This is a genomic window from Pseudomonas sp. 05N434 (genome assembly GCF_056396965.1).
The window spans coordinates 1-15,099 of record NZ_JBFTMK010000044.1 but is presented as its reverse complement, the minus strand read 5'-3'; the positions used below and the strand labels follow the sequence as shown (position 1 = coordinate 15,099).

Below are 15,099 nucleotides of genomic sequence, written 5' to 3'. Positions count from 1 at the left end.
GGGTGACTGATATCCGCTCGGAAATCGTGTTRCAGAAAATCAAGGAGCGGGAGACGTTGCTTGATTTGGTGGTGCGTAAGTGAGCGCCAGTTAATGGATATCGATGATCAGGTGATCAATTGTGGCGAGGGAGCTTGCTCCCGCTGGAGCGCGAAGCGGTCCTGAAATTCGCAACCGAGGTTTGTCAGAGATCCCCCATCCGCAGGCTTTAGGGCTGCTTCGCAGCCCAGCGGGAGCAAGCTCCCTCGCCACAAATAGAGCTTCATCAGGCTGCTGTCGCAGATCTGATTCAATTCTGGACACCGGGATATTCAGCCCCCGCGCATGCGCCGGGCTTCGTTACGCTGCAAGGTCGTGCTGGGGGACTCGTCGAACAACTTGCGGTATTCGGCGGAAAAACGTCCCAAATGCGTAAAGCCCCAGCCCATGGCAATCGCAGAAATATTGCGCGCCGAGCCGTGTTCGAGGATTTCCTGGCGCACAGCGTTCAACCGGTACTTTTTCAGGTAGACCATCGGCGACAGGGCGAAGTACTTCTTGAACGCCTCGCACAGCTTGAAACGCGAGACCCCGGCCGCGACCTCGATATCCTCCAGGTGCAAGGCTTCGCGAGCATTGTCGTGAATGTATTGCTTGGCCCTGATCAGGTAGTGCGGCAGTTTCACGCCGAGCACGTTGCGCAATTCTTCGGAGTAGTTGTTCGGCTGGGCGAGGATCAAGCCTTTGATCAATGAGCTTTCGATGTCCCGAGTGAAGACCACCTGTTCGTACAGTTCATTGCTGCGTTCCAGCTCCGCGATGAAATAACGCGCCATGCGCCACCACGAGGCCGACGCGCCGTCCACCGCATCCATCACCGGCTCGAAACGCAGCGGCGTATCCAGCGGTCGCTGCAGCATGCCCTCCAGCGACTCGCTCATGGCGACGCGGGTGATCACCACCTGAACTTTGCGGCAGTCGCCGGAGATCGCCAGCATCTGGTTCTCATTTGGGGAAATGATCACCCCTTGATCGCGGTTGGATTTCGACACGCTGCCGTTCTTGCTCAGCTCCTGCTCGCCCACCAAAGGCAAACTCAGGCTGTAACTGCTGAAGTGCTCGGCGTCTTCGATATCGATGGTGACATCGGTGCCGTATGAGAGCGTGCCCAGGGTCGTGGCCATCGACTTGAACACATTGGCGCTGTGATGAAAGCGGATCCGCTCGGGCGTCGAAGTCTGGAGGCGGTGCGGCCCGCAGATACCAGACATCCAGCTCCTTGCACCCTCGAGGTCATAGTGATCGATACGAATGTCGCGAAACTGCGGATCAGCGTTGCTACTCATCACGGCGCACCCACGGCAAAGGCTATTGAACTATCGGCAAGGCCCGATCCTTGGCCATACGCATCCGGTAAAAACCGAAGATGATCAACACCCACACCGGTATGGCGAAGACTGAAGCGCGTATCCCTGGAATCATCAGCATGACGCAGACAATCATGGCCATGAAGGCCAGGCACAAGTAATTGCTGCAAGGGAACCAGAACGCCTTGAAGCCCGGCACGATACCTCGCTGGCCCATGATTTTGCGAAATTTCAGGTGCGTCAGGCTGATCATCGCCCAGTTGATCATCAGCGATGCGACCACCAGCGCAAAGAGCAACTCAAGCGCTTCATGCGGGGCGAGGTAGTTAACCAGCACGGACAGCATGGTGATCAACGCAGATACGCCCAGCGCCAGTAGAGGCACGCCCTGCTTGTTCAGTTTCATCAGCGCCTTGGGTGCGTCGCCCTGTTCGGCCAGGCCATAGAGCATGCGGCTGTTGCAGTAGACGCCACTGTTATAGACAGAGAGTGCCGCGGTGAGCACCACGAAATTGAGGATGTGCGCTGCGGTGTCGCTGCCGATCAAGGAGAATATCTGCACGAACGGGCTGCCGCTATAGGCATCGCCCGAAGCGCCCAGTGTCTGTAGCAGTTGATCCCACGGATACAGCGACAACAACACGGTGAGTGCGCCGACGTAGAAGATCAGCACGCGATAAACCACCTGGTTGATCGCCTTGGGAATCACCTTACCCGGCTCGCTGGCTTCAGCGGCGGTGATGCCGACCAGTTCCAGGCCGCCGAAGGAGAACATGATGAACGCCATGGACATCAGCAACCCAGTGGTGCCGTTGGGAAAGAAGCCGCCGTGACTCCACAGATTGCTGACCGAGGCCTGCGGGCCGCCCGTTCCGCTGAACAACATGTAGCAGCCCAGGACGATCATGCCAATGATCGCGACAACCTTGATGATTGCGAACCAGAACTCCATTTCGCCGAAGACTTTGACGTTCATCATATTGATCAAATTGACCAGGACGAAGAACACCGCCGCGCTGACCCAGGAGGGGACTTCCGGCCACCAGAACTGCACGTACTTGCCGACAGCCGTCAACTCGGCCATGCCCACCAGCACATACAGCACCCAGTAGTTCCAGCCGGACAGAAAGCCAGCATAGCCGCCCCAGTACTTGTGGGCAAAATGACTGAAGGAGCCGGCCACCGGTTCCTCGACAATCATCTCGCCCAGCTGGCGCATGATCAGAAAGGCGATGAAGCCGGCAATCGCATAGCCGAGGATCATCGACGGCCCGGCCGATTTGAGTACTCCGGCAGAGCCGAGAAACAACCCGGTCCCTATCGCTCCGCCCAATGCGATCAGCTGAATATGACGATTTTTCAGCCCTCGCTTGAGCTCGCCTTGCCTCAAGATTTCATCCGCCATCTGGTTACCTTTTAATTGTTATGGTCAGGCATGGTTTGAATGCGTCAATTTACTCAATTGCCGCTCGGTTTAAGCGTTCAAACATCATTCTCGGTAAATTAAAGAGTTGAGCGCACTCGCCACAACTCCGGGAACAACACGGTATCGAGCATCTTGCGCAGATAACCGACACCTTCTGTGCCACCGGTCCCTGGTTGAAAGCCGATGATCCGCTCGACCGTGGTCACATGCCGGAAGCGCCATTGACGGAACGAGTCCTCAAGGTCGATGAGTTTCTCCGCCAGCTGATAGAGATCCCAATAACGCGAAGGGTCAGTGTAGACCTCGCGCCAGGCGGCTTCGACCGACGCATCATGCGCCGTCGGACTGCTCGGATCGCGTTCGAAACGCTGTGGGTCGATGGTCAAGCCTGCGCTGACCATCAAGCGAATCGCCTCGTCATACAGCGACGGTGTGGCGATCGCCTTTTCAAGCGCCTGCAACAGTTCCGGCCGATGCGCGTGGGGGCGCAACAGGGTCGCGCTTTTGTTGCCCAGAATGAATTCGATCTCGCGGTACTGGAACGACTGGAAGCCCGATGACTGCCCCAGAAACGGCCGTATCGCGTGGTACTCGGTAGGTGTCATGGTGGCCAGCACCGTCCAGGCATGCACCAGTTGATCAAAAATCCGCGAGACCCGCGCCAGCATCTTGAACGCGGGCGGCAACTCTCCCTGTCGAATGTGTTCACGAGCGGCTTTGAGCTCGTGCAGCATCAGCTTCATCCACAGCTCTGACGTCTGATGCTGGATGATGAACAGCATCTCGTTATGGTCCGGAGATAACGGGTGCTGTGCGCTGAGAATGCGCCCCAGATCCAGGTAGTCGCCGTAGCTCATGGAGTCGGAAAAATTCAGCTCGGCGTTATGCCATTCTTCCGTCTGGTTTGCAGTTGAATAGGGGCATTGGCTCATTGAGTCGGCTCCTCAAGTTGCGGTTTATTCAGTGGACGCAAAATTGCCCTGACCGGACTGGCGTCCAGATGGGCAAAACGCAGCGGCAGCGCGATCAATTCATAGTCCCCTTCCGGGACGTCATCGAGCACGATGCCCTCGAGGATGGCCATGCCATGTCGGGCTACGGCATTGTGCGAATCCATGGTTTTGGATTGCTGAGGGTCCAGCGACGGCGTATCGATACCGATCAAGCGCACACCGAGGTTCGCCAGCAGGTCGACGGTTTCTTTGGCGACGGCGGTGAAATCCGGATCCCAGGCGCTCAATGGCGCTTGTTGCCAGGTGCGCAGCAGCACCCGTTCAGGCAGGTCTTGCAAGCGACCTTCAAGCTGCTCGGGGTGTACCAGCCGGCCGCTATTCAGGCAATGCAGCACACGGCAAGGCCCCATATAGACATCGAGCGATACATCGCCAATGGCCACTCCATCAGCGCTGTAATGCAGCGGCGCGTCGACATGGGCCCCCGTGTGAGGCGACAGGGTGATACGCCCGACATTCACCGGACACTCGGGTCCGAACGTCCAAACGCGCTCTTCCTGGAAAGGTGTGTCACCCGGCCAGGTAGGTGTAGCGGTGCTCAGAGGCGGGCTGATATCCCACCACGACAGTGTTGTTTTCATTGTAAAGCTCTCGGCCTGTTCCGAGAGAATGATACGAGTGATACCTATGAATTTTCTTGCGAAAATATTCGGCAACAGCCAAATGTTTCGCACAAAATTCTAAAAATCCGGAATTTACCGGATGGAAATTTCAACGGAGAAAGCAGGCAGCTAAAAAGCTGTTTTCGTCCGCAAGGCACTTTCGCGAGCAAGCTCGCGAAAGCGGTAAATCAGGCGCCGAAGATCAACCAGCCACCCCCGCATCCGCCTTCAACCCCTGCCCCTCGATCGCGCGGATCGCACATTGCTCATCGACATCTGACAGATCACCGCTGATGCCCACCGCTCCCAACACAGTCCCGTCCTGATCCCGAACCAACACGCCGCCGGGTACCGGGACGACGCTGCCCTGCCCCAGACTATTCAGCGCGGCGAAGAAGGCCGGGCGTTGTTGGGCGTCCTGTGCCAGCAGGCGTGAGCCCTTGCCCAGGGCAATCGCGCCCCAGGCCTTGCCGATGGCGATCTGCGGACGCAGCAGGCTGGCGCCGTCTTCACGTTGCAGCGTTATCAGGTGCCCGCCGGCATCCAGTACTGCAACGGTCAATGGCGCGGCAGAGATCGCCCGCCCCGCGGTGATGGCCTGATCGGCCAGGTTGACTGCGACTTTCAAGGTTAAAGCGCTCATGGTGCCGTCCTCATTTTGTTATAGGGAAAGCCGTTGGATTGCTTTGTGTTGCGCAATCCGATGCAACAAATAGAACACAATGAATTATTTTTTTGTATACAATAATTTTCGAAAAGCGCGACATGCGACGAAAAGCCACAGTTATTTGGGCTTCCGACGAATGAAACAGCCGCTTGAGAAAATGGATTGACCTGCGCCGTCCGCCGTGAATACACTCTGCGCAAAGCCACTTGTATACAATTACAAAACGTAAGAGGCACAAAACCATGAGCAAAATGAGAGCAATCGAAGCCGCCGTTCTGGTGATGCGCCGCGAAGGGGTCGATACCGCTTTTGGCATCCCGGGCGCCGCGATCAACCCGCTGTACTCCGCCTTGCAGAAGGTCGGTGGCATCGATCACGTCCTCGCTCGCCACGTTGAAGGCGCCTCGCACATGGCCGAGGGTTACACCCGCACCAAAGCCGGCAACATTGGCGTGTGCATCGGCACATCGGGACCTGCCGGTACTGACATGGTCACCGGGCTCTACAGCGCTTCGGCCGACTCGATCCCGATCCTGTGCATCACCGGGCAAGCACCGCGGGCCCGTATGCACAAGGAAGACTTCCAGGCCGTCGACATCACCAGCATAGTCAAGCCGGTCACCAAGTGGGCGACCACTGTTCTGGAGCCGGGCCAGGTGCCTTACGCGTTCCAGAAAGCCTTCTATGAGATGCGCTCCGGCCGCCCCGGCCCAGTGCTGATCGACCTGCCGTTCGATGTGCAGATGGCCGAAATCGAATTCGACATCGACGCCTACCAGCCGCTGCCATTGGCCAAACCGAGCGCGACCCGCGTGCAGGTGGAAAAAGCCCTGGCCATGCTCGACCAGGCTGAACGCCCATTGCTGGTGGCCGGTGGCGGCATCATCAATGCCGACGCCAGCGAGTTGCTGGTGGAGTTCGCCGAGCTGACCGGTATTCCGGTCATCCCGACCCTGATGGGCTGGGGCACCATCCCGGACGATCACCCGCTGATGGTCGGCATGGTCGGCCTGCAAACCTCGCACCGTTATGGCAACGCCACGATGCTGAAGTCGGACGTTGTGCTGGGTGTCGGYAACCGCTGGGCCAACCGTCACACCGGTTCGGTCGACGTTTACACCGAAGGCCGCAAATTCATCCACGTCGACATCGAACCGACCCAGATCGGCCGCGTGTTCACCCCGGACCTGGGCATCGTGTCCGACGCCGCTGCCGCGTTGACCGTGTTCATCGAAGTCGCTCGCGAGTGGCAAGCCGCTGGCAAGCTGAAAAACCGCAGCGCCTGGCTGCAAGACTGTCAGCAGCGCAAAGCCAGCCTGCAGCGCAAGACTCACTTCGACAACGTGCCGGTCAAGCCGCAGCGCGTTTACGAAGAGATGAACCAGGTGTTCGGCAAGGACACCTGCTACGTCAGCACCATCGGTCTGTCGCAGATTGCCGGCGCGCAGTTCCTGCACGTCTACAAACCGCGTCACTGGATCAACTGCGGCCAGGCCGGCCCGTTGGGCTGGACCATTCCGGCCGCGCTCGGCGTGGTCAAGGCGGATCCGACCCGCAAGGTGGTGGCGCTCTCGGGCGACTACGACTTCCAGTTCATGATCGAAGAACTGGCGGTGGGCGCGCAGTTCAAGCTGCCGTACATCCACGTCGTGGTGAACAACTCGTACCTGGGGCTGATCCGTCAGGCGCAGCGCGGTTTCGACATGGACTACTGCGTGCAGCTGTCCTTCGACAACCTCAACGCTCCAGAGCTCAACGGCTACGGTGTCGACCATGTCGCGGTCGCCGAAGGCCTGGGTTGCAAGGCCCTGCGGGTATTCGAACCCGGCCAGATCCAGCCTGCCCTGCGCAAGGCTCAGGAGATGATCGAAGAGTTCAAGGTGCCGGTAATCGTCGAGATCATTCTGGAGCGCGTGACCAACATTTCCATGGGCACCGAGATCAACGCCGTCAACGAATTCGAAGACCTGGCGCTGGTCGGCAACGATGCGCCAACGGCGATTTCGTTGCTCGATTAACCGCTGATCGTTCCCCTGTAGGAGCCGGCTTGCTGGCGATGGCGATGGCGATGTGTCAATCACATCAATGTCGATTGATACACCGCCATCGCCARCAAGCCGGCTCCCACAGGAGGCCTCACACATATACAGGAGACCACCATGCCGCGTTTCGCAGCCAACCTGTCCATGCTGTTCACCGAGCAGGATTTTCTTGCCCGTTTCGACGCTGCCRCCAAGGCCGGCTTCAGTGGTGTCGAATACCTGTTCCCCTACGACTTCAGCTCCGCCGAAATCAAGGCCAGGCTCGATGCCAATGGCTTGACCCAGGTGCTGTTCAACCTGCCGGCCGGTGACTGGGCCAAGGGCGAACGCGGTATCGCGTGCCTGCCGGATCGGGTCGAAGAGTTCCGCGCCGGTGTCGATCTGGCCATTGCCTACGCCCAAGTGCTGGGCAACACCCAGGTCAACTGCCTGGCCGGTATTCGTCCACAAGGCGTCGACGAGGCCACCGTGGAAAAAACCTTYGTCGCCAACCTCAARTAYGCSGCCGACAAGCTGCAAGCGGYGGGCATCAAACTGGTGATGGAAGCSATCAACACCCGCGACATTCCGGGCTTCTACCTGAACAACACGGCGCAAGCCCTGTCGATTCGCGAACAGGTCGGCAGTGCCAACCTGTTCCTGCAATACGACATCTATCACATGCAAATCATGGAAGGCGACCTGGCCCGCACCATGGCCGCGCACCTGGACGAGATCAACCACGTGCAATTGGCAGACAACCCAGGGCGCAACGAACCGGGCACCGGTGAAATCAACTACCGCTTCCTGTTCGAACACCTGGACCGCATCGGTTACCAGGGTTGGGTCGGCTGTGAATACAAGCCGCTGACCACGACTGAAGCGGGCCTGGGCTGGTTGAAAACCCATAACGCGATCTGATGTTGAAACAGAACCATTGTGGCGAGGGGGCTTGTCGGAACGCCGCACCGCCCCGTTCGGCTGCGAAGCAGTCGTAAACCTGCGAGCAAGTTTTATCTGGCACACCACGGCGGTTGGTTTGGGGTCGCTTCGCAACCCAGCGGGAGCAAGCTCCCTCGCCACAGAATGTGGTCTACCTCCGCTACGCGCACATTATTTGGCGACACAAAAACAAGAGGATTTTCTCATGGCTAAAATCGGATTTATCGGCACCGGCATCATGGGCCACCCAATGGCGTTGAACCTGCAGAAAGCCGGTCACAGCCTGTTCCTGTCGGCGCACCACGACGCCGCCCCTGCCGATCTGCTGGCTGCTGGCGCCGTTGCGCTGGCCAACCCGAAAGAAGTCGCCCAGGAAGCCGAATTCATCATCGTCATGGTGCCGGATACCCCGCAGGTCGATGACGTGCTGTTCCGCGCCGACGGTGTTGCGGCGGGTGTCAGCAAGGGCAAAGTCGTGATCGACATGAGCTCGATCTCGCCGACCGCCACCAAAACCTTCGCCGCCAAAATCAACGAGAAAGGCGCGCAATACCTCGACGCACCGGTTTCCGGCGGTGAAGTCGGCGCCAAGGCTGCGACCCTGAGCATCATGGTCGGTGGTGAGGCCGATGCCTTCGAACGCGCCCTGCCGCTGTTCCAGGCCATGGGCAAGAACATCACCCTGGTCGGTGGCAACGGCGACGGGCAAACCGCGAAAGTGGCGAACCAGATCATCGTCGCGCTGAACATCCAGGCCGTGGCCGAAGCGCTGCTGTTCGCCTCGAAAAACGGTGCCGACCCAGCGAAAGTGCGTGAAGCGCTGATGGGTGGTTTCGCCTCGTCGAAGATCCTGGAAGTTCACGGCGAGCGCATGATCAAGGGCACCTTCGACCCGGGCTTCCGCATCAGCCTGCACCAGAAGGACCTGAACCTGGCCCTGGCCGGTGCGCGCGAGCTGAACATCAACCTGCCGAACACCGCCAATACCCAACAGGTGTTCAGCACCTGTGCGGCCATCGGTGGCAGCAACTGGGATCACTCGGCGCTGATCAAAGGCTTGGAACACATGGCGAACTTCTCGATTCGCGACAAGAAGTAAGCCCTGCCCCAAACCGCATCAAACCTGCAGGAGCGAGCCTGTGGCGAGGGGGCTTGCCCCCGTTTGAGTGCGCAGCACTCACAAGATCTTCAGTGCATCACAGATTTTGGGGCTGCTTCGCAACCCAACGGGGCGGTGCGGCGTTCCGACAAGCCCCCTCGCCACAGAGTCGCTCCCACAGGGTCCGCGACAAACCCAATAACAAGAATTCCGGGAGCCCGCCATGTCGGTCAATCCGCAACAATTGCTGCGCGAGCTGTTTGCCACAGCCATCGACGCGGCCCATCCGCAGCATGTCCTTGAAGCCCATTTACCAACTGACCGCAGCGGTCGGGTGATCGTCATCGGCGCCGGTAAAGCCGCCGCAGCCATGGCCCAGGTGGTCGAACGCTGCTGGCAGGGTAAAGTGTCTGGCCTGGTGGTGACCCGCTACGGCCACGGCGCCCCGTGCGAAAAAATCGAAGTGGTCGAAGCCGCGCACCCGGTGCCGGACGCTGCCGGTCTGGCCGTCGCAAAACGGGTTCTGGAACTGGTCAGCAACCTGAGCGAAGACGACCGCGTGATCTTCCTGCTCTCGGGCGGTGGCTCTGCCCTGCTCGCCTTGCCCGCCGCCGGCATCACCCTCGCCGACAAGCAATCGATCAACAAAGCGCTGCTCAAATCCGGCGCGACCATCGGCGAGATGAACTGCGTGCGCAAGCACCTCTCGGCGATCAAGGGTGGGCGTCTGGGCAAAGCCTGCTGGCCCGCCACGGTTTACACCTATGCGATTTCCGATGTGCCGGGCGACCTCGCCACGGTCATCGCCTCCGGCCCCACCGTGGCCGACCCGAGCACCTCGGCTGAAGCGTTGGCGATCCTCAAGCGTTATGCCATCGAAGTCCCGGCCTCGGTGCGCACCTGGCTGCAAAGTCCCGAGTCGGAGACGGTCAAACCTGGCGATCCGAGCCTGGCCCGCAGTCATTTCCAATTGATCGCCCGCCCACAGCAGTCACTGGAAGCGGCGGCGGTGAAAGCCCGTCAGGCGGGTTTCAGCCCGTTGATTCTCGGCGACCTGGAAGGTGAATCCCGGGAAGTGGCGAAGGTCCACGCCGGCATTGCGCGGCAGATCGTCCAGCACGGCCAGCCGCTGGCGGCGCCGTGCGTGATTCTGTCCGGCGGCGAAACCACCGTCACCGTGCGCGGCAATGGCCGTGGYGGGCGCAACGCCGAATTCCTGTTGAGCCTGACCGACAGCCTCAAAGGCCTGCCCGGCGTCTACGCCCTGGCCGGTGACACCGACGGCATCGACGGCTCCGAAGACAACGCCGGCGCCATCATGACTCCGGACAGCTATGCCCGTGCCGCCGCCCTCGGCCTCACTGCCTGCGATGAGCTGGACAATAACAATGGCTATGGCTACTTCGCGGCGCTCGATGCACTGATCGTCACCGAGCCGACCCGTACCAACGTCAACGACTTCCGCGCCATTCTGATTCTCGAGAGCCCTAAACATGACGCCTGACAAGAAGGTCAAAATCCTCGCCACCCTCGGCCCGGCCACCGACGGGATCGACGATATCCGTGAACTGGTGCGCGCCGGGGTCAATATCTTTCGCCTGAACTTCAGCCACGGCGATCACGCCGACCATGCGCAGCGCTATCAGTGGATTCGTGAAGTCGAGCGCCAGCTGAATTATCCGCTGGGGATTCTGATGGACCTGCAAGGTCCGAAACTGCGGGTCGGCAAATTCGCCCAGGGCAAAGTGCAGCTATATCGCGGCCAGGCGCTGCGCCTGGATCTGGATGCGACGCCGGGGGACGAGCGCCGGGTCAATCTGCCCCACCCGGAAATCATCGCCGCGCTGGAGCCCGGCATGGACCTGCTGCTGGATGACGGCAAGCTGCGCCTGCGGGTGGTGACCAAGTACGTCGACGCCATCGACACCACGGTGCTCAATGGTGGCGAACTGTCGGATCGCAAAGGCGTCAACGTGCCGCAAGCGGTGCTCGACCTGAGCCCGCTGACCGCCAAGGACCGCCGTGATTTGAGCTTCGGTTTGGAGCTGGGGGTCGACTGGGTCGCGCTGTCGTTCGTGCAACGCCCGGAAGACATCCGCGAAGCCCGCGCGCTGATTGGCGACAAGGCGTTCTTGATGGCCAAGATCGAGAAGCCATCGGCCGTGACTCAGCTGCAGGAAATCGCTGAATTGAGCGATGCGATCATGGTCGCTCGCGGTGATTTGGGCGTGGAAGTGCCGGCCGAAAGCGTGCCGCAGATTCAGAAAAACATCATCGGCACCTGCCGCCAACTCGGCAAACCGGTGGTGGTGGCGACGCAGATGCTGGAGTCGATGCGCTTCTCCCCGGCCCCGACCCGTGCCGAAGTCACCGACGTCGCCAATGCGGTGGCCGAAGGCGCGGACGCGGTGATGCTGTCGGCAGAAACCGCGTCTGGCGAGTACCCGCTGGAAGCCGTGCAGATGATGAGCAAGATCATCCGTCAGGTGGAAAACGGCCCGGACTATCAAACCCAACTGGACGTGAGCCGGCCAAAAGCCGAGGCCACGGTGTCGGACGCGATCAGCTGCGCGATCCGCCGCATCAGCAACGTGCTGCCGGTGGCGGTGCTGGTGAACTACAGCGAGTCCGGCACTTCGAGCCTGCGGGCCGCACGGGAGCGGCCGACGGTGCCGATCCTCAACCTGACGCCAAACCTGCAAACCGCCCGGCGATTGACGGTGGCGTGGGGCGTGCACTCGGTGGTCAACGATCGACTGCGACAGGTGGATGAAGTGTGCTCGACGGCGCTGGAAATCGCCCAGGCACAGGGGATGGCTCAGCGCGGGGATACGTTGCTGATTACCGCGGGCGTGCCCTTTGGGCAGCCGGGGTCAACCAATTCGTTGCGCATCGAGACATTGCTCTAAAGAACTCCCCCTGTAAGAGCTACCCCGGTAAGAACTACCCCTGTGGCGAGGGAGCTTGCTCCCGCTCGGCTGCGAAGCAGTCGTCGCTTTGGCATGACGGTTTCAACAGAAAGACCGCATTGCTGATTTCAGGGCTGCTCCGCAGCCCAGCGGGAGCAAGCTCCCTCGCCACAGATTTGTGCAAGACCCTGGATTTTCCTCTGCCCTAGACCCCACCCATGCCTGCCAACCACTTCAACACCCACTGCCCCGACTGGGCGACCGCCCTGCTTAACGGCTTCAGTCAGATCTTTCTCCTGCGCCATCCGCTGTGCGGGCTGTTGTGTCTGTTAGCGATTCTATTTACCGCGCCCGCTCTGCTCGGCGGTGCGCTGCTGGGCGGTGTCGCCGGGTTGCTTACCGCGCAACGTCGCGGGTATGCCAAGGCGGATCGTCAGGCCGGACTATTCAGTTACAACGGTATTTTGCTCGGCCTGCTGCTGAGCCTGTATTTCCCATGGTCAGCACTGTTGCCACCGCTGATCATCGCCTGCGGCGGCCTGAGTGCGATGCTCACTCAGCAATGGCTCAAAGGTGCTCGCGATCATCAATGTCTACCGGCGTACACCGCACCCTTCGTTGGGTTGAGCTGGTTATTGCTCGGCTTTGCCGCACCACAGCAACCCGCGCCGCTGATCGAACTGAACACCCTCAACCTGCTCGCTGCCGAATTGAAAGGCCTGGGGCAAGTCATGTTTCTCGGCCATCCCCTGGCCGGCGCGCTGATTGCCGCCGGATTACTGATCGCCGATCGCCACGCCTTTGTGTGGGCGCTGCTGGGCTCCGCTGCCGGCCTCGGATTTGCCCTTCTGCATGGCGAAACTTCGAATGCATTGCAGGGTTTGAGCGGTTACAACGCGGTACTCGCCGCCCTCGCCTTCAGCCCGCAACGCCGCCAACCCTGGCTGCCGCTGCTCGGCATTCTGCTCGCGGTATTGCTCACGCCGGGGTTCGCCGCACTGGGCCTGGCAACGCTGACCGCGCCGTTCATTCTTGCCTGCTGGCTGATTCGCGCAGGCATTCGGGTGTTGCGTCAGTCCACCATGGACAGCGCACCTTGCGCTAGCGGGGAGAATCACCCTAGGCTGCGCTGATTCTCGATTCAGGCGTTATCCATGGACAGCAGCAAAAACTGGCGTGAAGAGCTTTACGTCATGATCTTCCAGACCGACACCCGGGCCGGTCGGCGCTTCGACAGCATCTTGCTGTTGATCATCCTCGCCAGCCTGGTGATCGTGGTTCTGGACAGTATCGACAGCGTTCACCAGAACTACGCCGACGTGCTGGCGTACATCGAATGGGGCTTCACCGTCATTTTCGTCATCGAATACGGCCTGCGCCTGTATTGCTCGCCCAAGCCGCTGCGCTACGCGTTCAGCTTCTATGGACTGGTGGATTTGCTCGCGATCGTGCCGGGTATTCTCGCGCTGTATTACAGCGATGCGCAGTACCTGCTGATCATCCGGATCATACGAATGCTGCGGATTTTCCGCGTGCTCAAGCTCAGCCCGTATCTGAAACAAGCCAACTATTTGATGTCGGCGTTGCGCGGCAGCAAGCAGAAAATCGTCGTATTTCTGCTCAGCGTCAGCACCCTGGTGACGGTGTTCGGCACCTTGATGTACGTGATCGAAGGCCCGGAGCACGGCTTCACCAGCATCCCCAAAGGGATCTATTGGGCTATCGTGACGCTGACCACCGTGGGCTTTGGCGACATCGTGCCCAAGACGCCGCTGGGCCAGGTGATTTCATCCCTGGTGATGATCACCGGTTACTCGATCATCGCTGTGCCGACGGGGATCTTTACCGCGGAACTGGCCAACGCCATGCGCGGTGATCAACTGCAACACGATTGCCCGGTCTGCAAGAAAAACAGCCACGAGCACAGCGCGGCGTTCTGCTCTCGTTGTGGCAATGCGTTGTTCAAGAAAATGGAATAAGCAAAGTGTTTTTTAATCTTTAAGCGACTATGCGAGTCCGGCTATAGTCGCTGGCAAATTGCCAACAATTTCCATCGAACACGTTTGATAAAACAAGGAATGYGCAGTGAAAAAACTCTTTGGCGCCTCACTTCTGGCCGCTGGCCTGGCCTTGAGCAGCATGGCTCAGGCCGCACCGACCCTGCTTAACGTTTCCTACGACGTGATGCGAGATTTCTACAAGGACTACAACGCTGCCTTCCAGAAACACTGGCAAGCCGAGCACAACGAAAACATCACGCTGCAGATGTCCTTCGGCGGCTCCAGCAAACAGGCGCGCTCGGTGATCGATGGCCTGCCGGCTGACGTCATCACCATGAACATGGCCACCGACATCAACGCCCTGGCGGACAACGGCAAACTGGTCCCGGACAACTGGGTCACACGCCTGCCGAACAACAGCGCGCCGTTCACTTCGGCCACCGTATTCATCGTCCGCAAAGGTAACCCGAAAGCCCTGAAAGACTGGCCGGACCTGCTCAAGGACGGCGTGCAGGTGATCGTCCCCAACCCGAAAACCTCGGGCAACGGCCGCTACACCTACCTCTCGGCCTGGGGCTATGTGCTGAAAAATGGCGGTGACGAAAACAAGGCAAAAGCCTTTGTCGGAAAACTGTTCAAACAAGCGCCGGTGCTGGATACCGGTGGCCGCGCCGCCACGACTACGTTCATGACCAACCAGATCGGCGACGTGCTGGTGACCTTCGAAAACGAAGCGGAAATGATTGCTCGCGAGTTTGGTCGTGATCAGTTCGAAGTGATTTACCCAAGTGTTTCCGCCGAAGCCGAGCCGCCGGTGTCGGTGGTCGACAAAACCGTCGACAAGAAAGGCACTCGCGCGGCGGCCGAGGAGTATCTGAAATACCTGTGGTCGCCGGAAGGTCAGGAAATTGCGGCTGCCAACTACCTGCGTCCACGTGACCCGGCGGTGTTGGCGAAATACACCGATCGCTTCCCGAAAGTGGATTTCCTGTCGGTGGAGAAGACCTTTGGTGACTGGCGCACCGTGCAGAAGACTCACTTCAACGATGGTGGGGTTTTCGACCAGATTTACAA

The 15,099-nt window shown here is 59.8% G+C and carries 13 protein-coding genes; 8 read left to right on the top strand and 5 right to left on the bottom strand.

Annotated features, from left to right (window positions below):
- Nucleotides 1-311: 311 nt before the first annotated feature.
- The 5 genes from AC1DLB_RS05200 to AC1DLB_RS05180 all read right to left on the bottom strand — a co-directional run bounded on the left by AC1DLB_RS05200 (nt 312) and on the right by AC1DLB_RS05180 (nt 5,030).
- Nucleotides 312-1,325, bottom strand: coding sequence for an AraC family transcriptional regulator (locus AC1DLB_RS05200; RefSeq protein ID WP_081625693.1), 1,014 nt, complete (start codon nt 1,323-1,325; stop codon nt 312-314).
- Nucleotides 1,326-1,347: 22 nt separating this feature from the next.
- Entirely contained in the window at nt 1,348-2,751 is a 1,404-nt protein-coding gene (locus AC1DLB_RS05195; RefSeq protein WP_477744253.1) for an amino acid permease, read from the bottom strand.
- A 98-nt stretch (nt 2,752-2,849) separates the two neighbouring features.
- Entirely contained in the window at nt 2,850-3,704 is an 855-nt protein-coding gene (gene kynA / locus AC1DLB_RS05190) for a tryptophan 2,3-dioxygenase (protein ID WP_018925090.1), read from the bottom strand.
- On the bottom strand, nt 3,701-4,366 hold the full coding sequence (gene kynB / locus AC1DLB_RS05185; RefSeq protein ID WP_026286331.1) for an arylformamidase: 666 nt from the start codon (nt 4,364-4,366) through the stop codon (nt 3,701-3,703). The genes kynA and kynB overlap by 4 nt, the downstream gene beginning before the upstream one ends.
- Nucleotides 4,367-4,589: 223 nt before the next feature.
- The gene (locus AC1DLB_RS05180; protein ID WP_007939170.1) at nt 4,590-5,030 is read right to left on the bottom strand and encodes a GlcG/HbpS family heme-binding protein; all 441 of its coding nucleotides are present in this window, start codon (nt 5,028-5,030) and stop codon (nt 4,590-4,592) included.
- A gap of 266 nt (nt 5,031-5,296) precedes the next feature.
- Between AC1DLB_RS05180 and gcl the strand changes: the two genes are divergently transcribed.
- The 8 genes from gcl to AC1DLB_RS05140 all read left to right on the top strand — a co-directional run.
- Nucleotides 5,297-7,072, top strand: coding sequence for a glyoxylate carboligase (gene gcl / locus AC1DLB_RS05175; protein WP_018925088.1), 1,776 nt, complete (start codon nt 5,297-5,299; stop codon nt 7,070-7,072).
- 141 nt (nt 7,073-7,213) lie between these two features.
- Nucleotides 7,214-7,996: a hydroxypyruvate isomerase gene (gene hyi / locus AC1DLB_RS05170; protein WP_477784691.1), complete on the top strand. Its 783-nt coding sequence runs from the start codon at nt 7,214-7,216 to the stop codon at nt 7,994-7,996.
- Between the two features lie 226 nt (nt 7,997-8,222).
- Nucleotides 8,223-9,116 carry a 2-hydroxy-3-oxopropionate reductase gene (locus AC1DLB_RS05165; protein WP_018925086.1) on the top strand — a complete coding sequence of 298 codons (894 nt, stop codon included), beginning with the start codon at nt 8,223-8,225 and terminating at the stop codon, nt 9,114-9,116.
- Nucleotides 9,117-9,339: 223 nt separating this feature from the next.
- Nucleotides 9,340-10,620, top strand: coding sequence for a glycerate kinase type-2 family protein (locus tag AC1DLB_RS05160; protein WP_477745554.1), 1,281 nt, complete (start codon nt 9,340-9,342; stop codon nt 10,618-10,620).
- Nucleotides 10,610-12,025 (top strand): pyruvate kinase, encoded by a 1,416-nt coding sequence (gene pyk / locus AC1DLB_RS05155; RefSeq protein ID WP_477744250.1) that lies wholly within the window; start codon nt 10,610-10,612, stop codon nt 12,023-12,025. The genes AC1DLB_RS05160 and pyk overlap by 11 nt, the downstream gene beginning before the upstream one ends.
- A 218-nt stretch (nt 12,026-12,243) precedes the next feature.
- Entirely contained in the window at nt 12,244-13,158 is a 915-nt protein-coding gene (locus AC1DLB_RS05150; protein ID WP_477744249.1) for an urea transporter, read from the top strand.
- A gap of 21 nt (nt 13,159-13,179) precedes the next feature.
- The gene (locus AC1DLB_RS05145) at nt 13,180-14,004 is read left to right on the top strand and encodes an ion transporter (protein ID WP_064619420.1); all 825 of its coding nucleotides are present in this window, start codon (nt 13,180-13,182) and stop codon (nt 14,002-14,004) included.
- Nucleotides 14,005-14,110: 106 nt separating this feature from the next.
- Nucleotides 14,111-15,099: sulfate ABC transporter substrate-binding protein (locus AC1DLB_RS05140; protein WP_477784690.1), on the top strand; the 989-nt coding region annotated here is incomplete at its 3' end.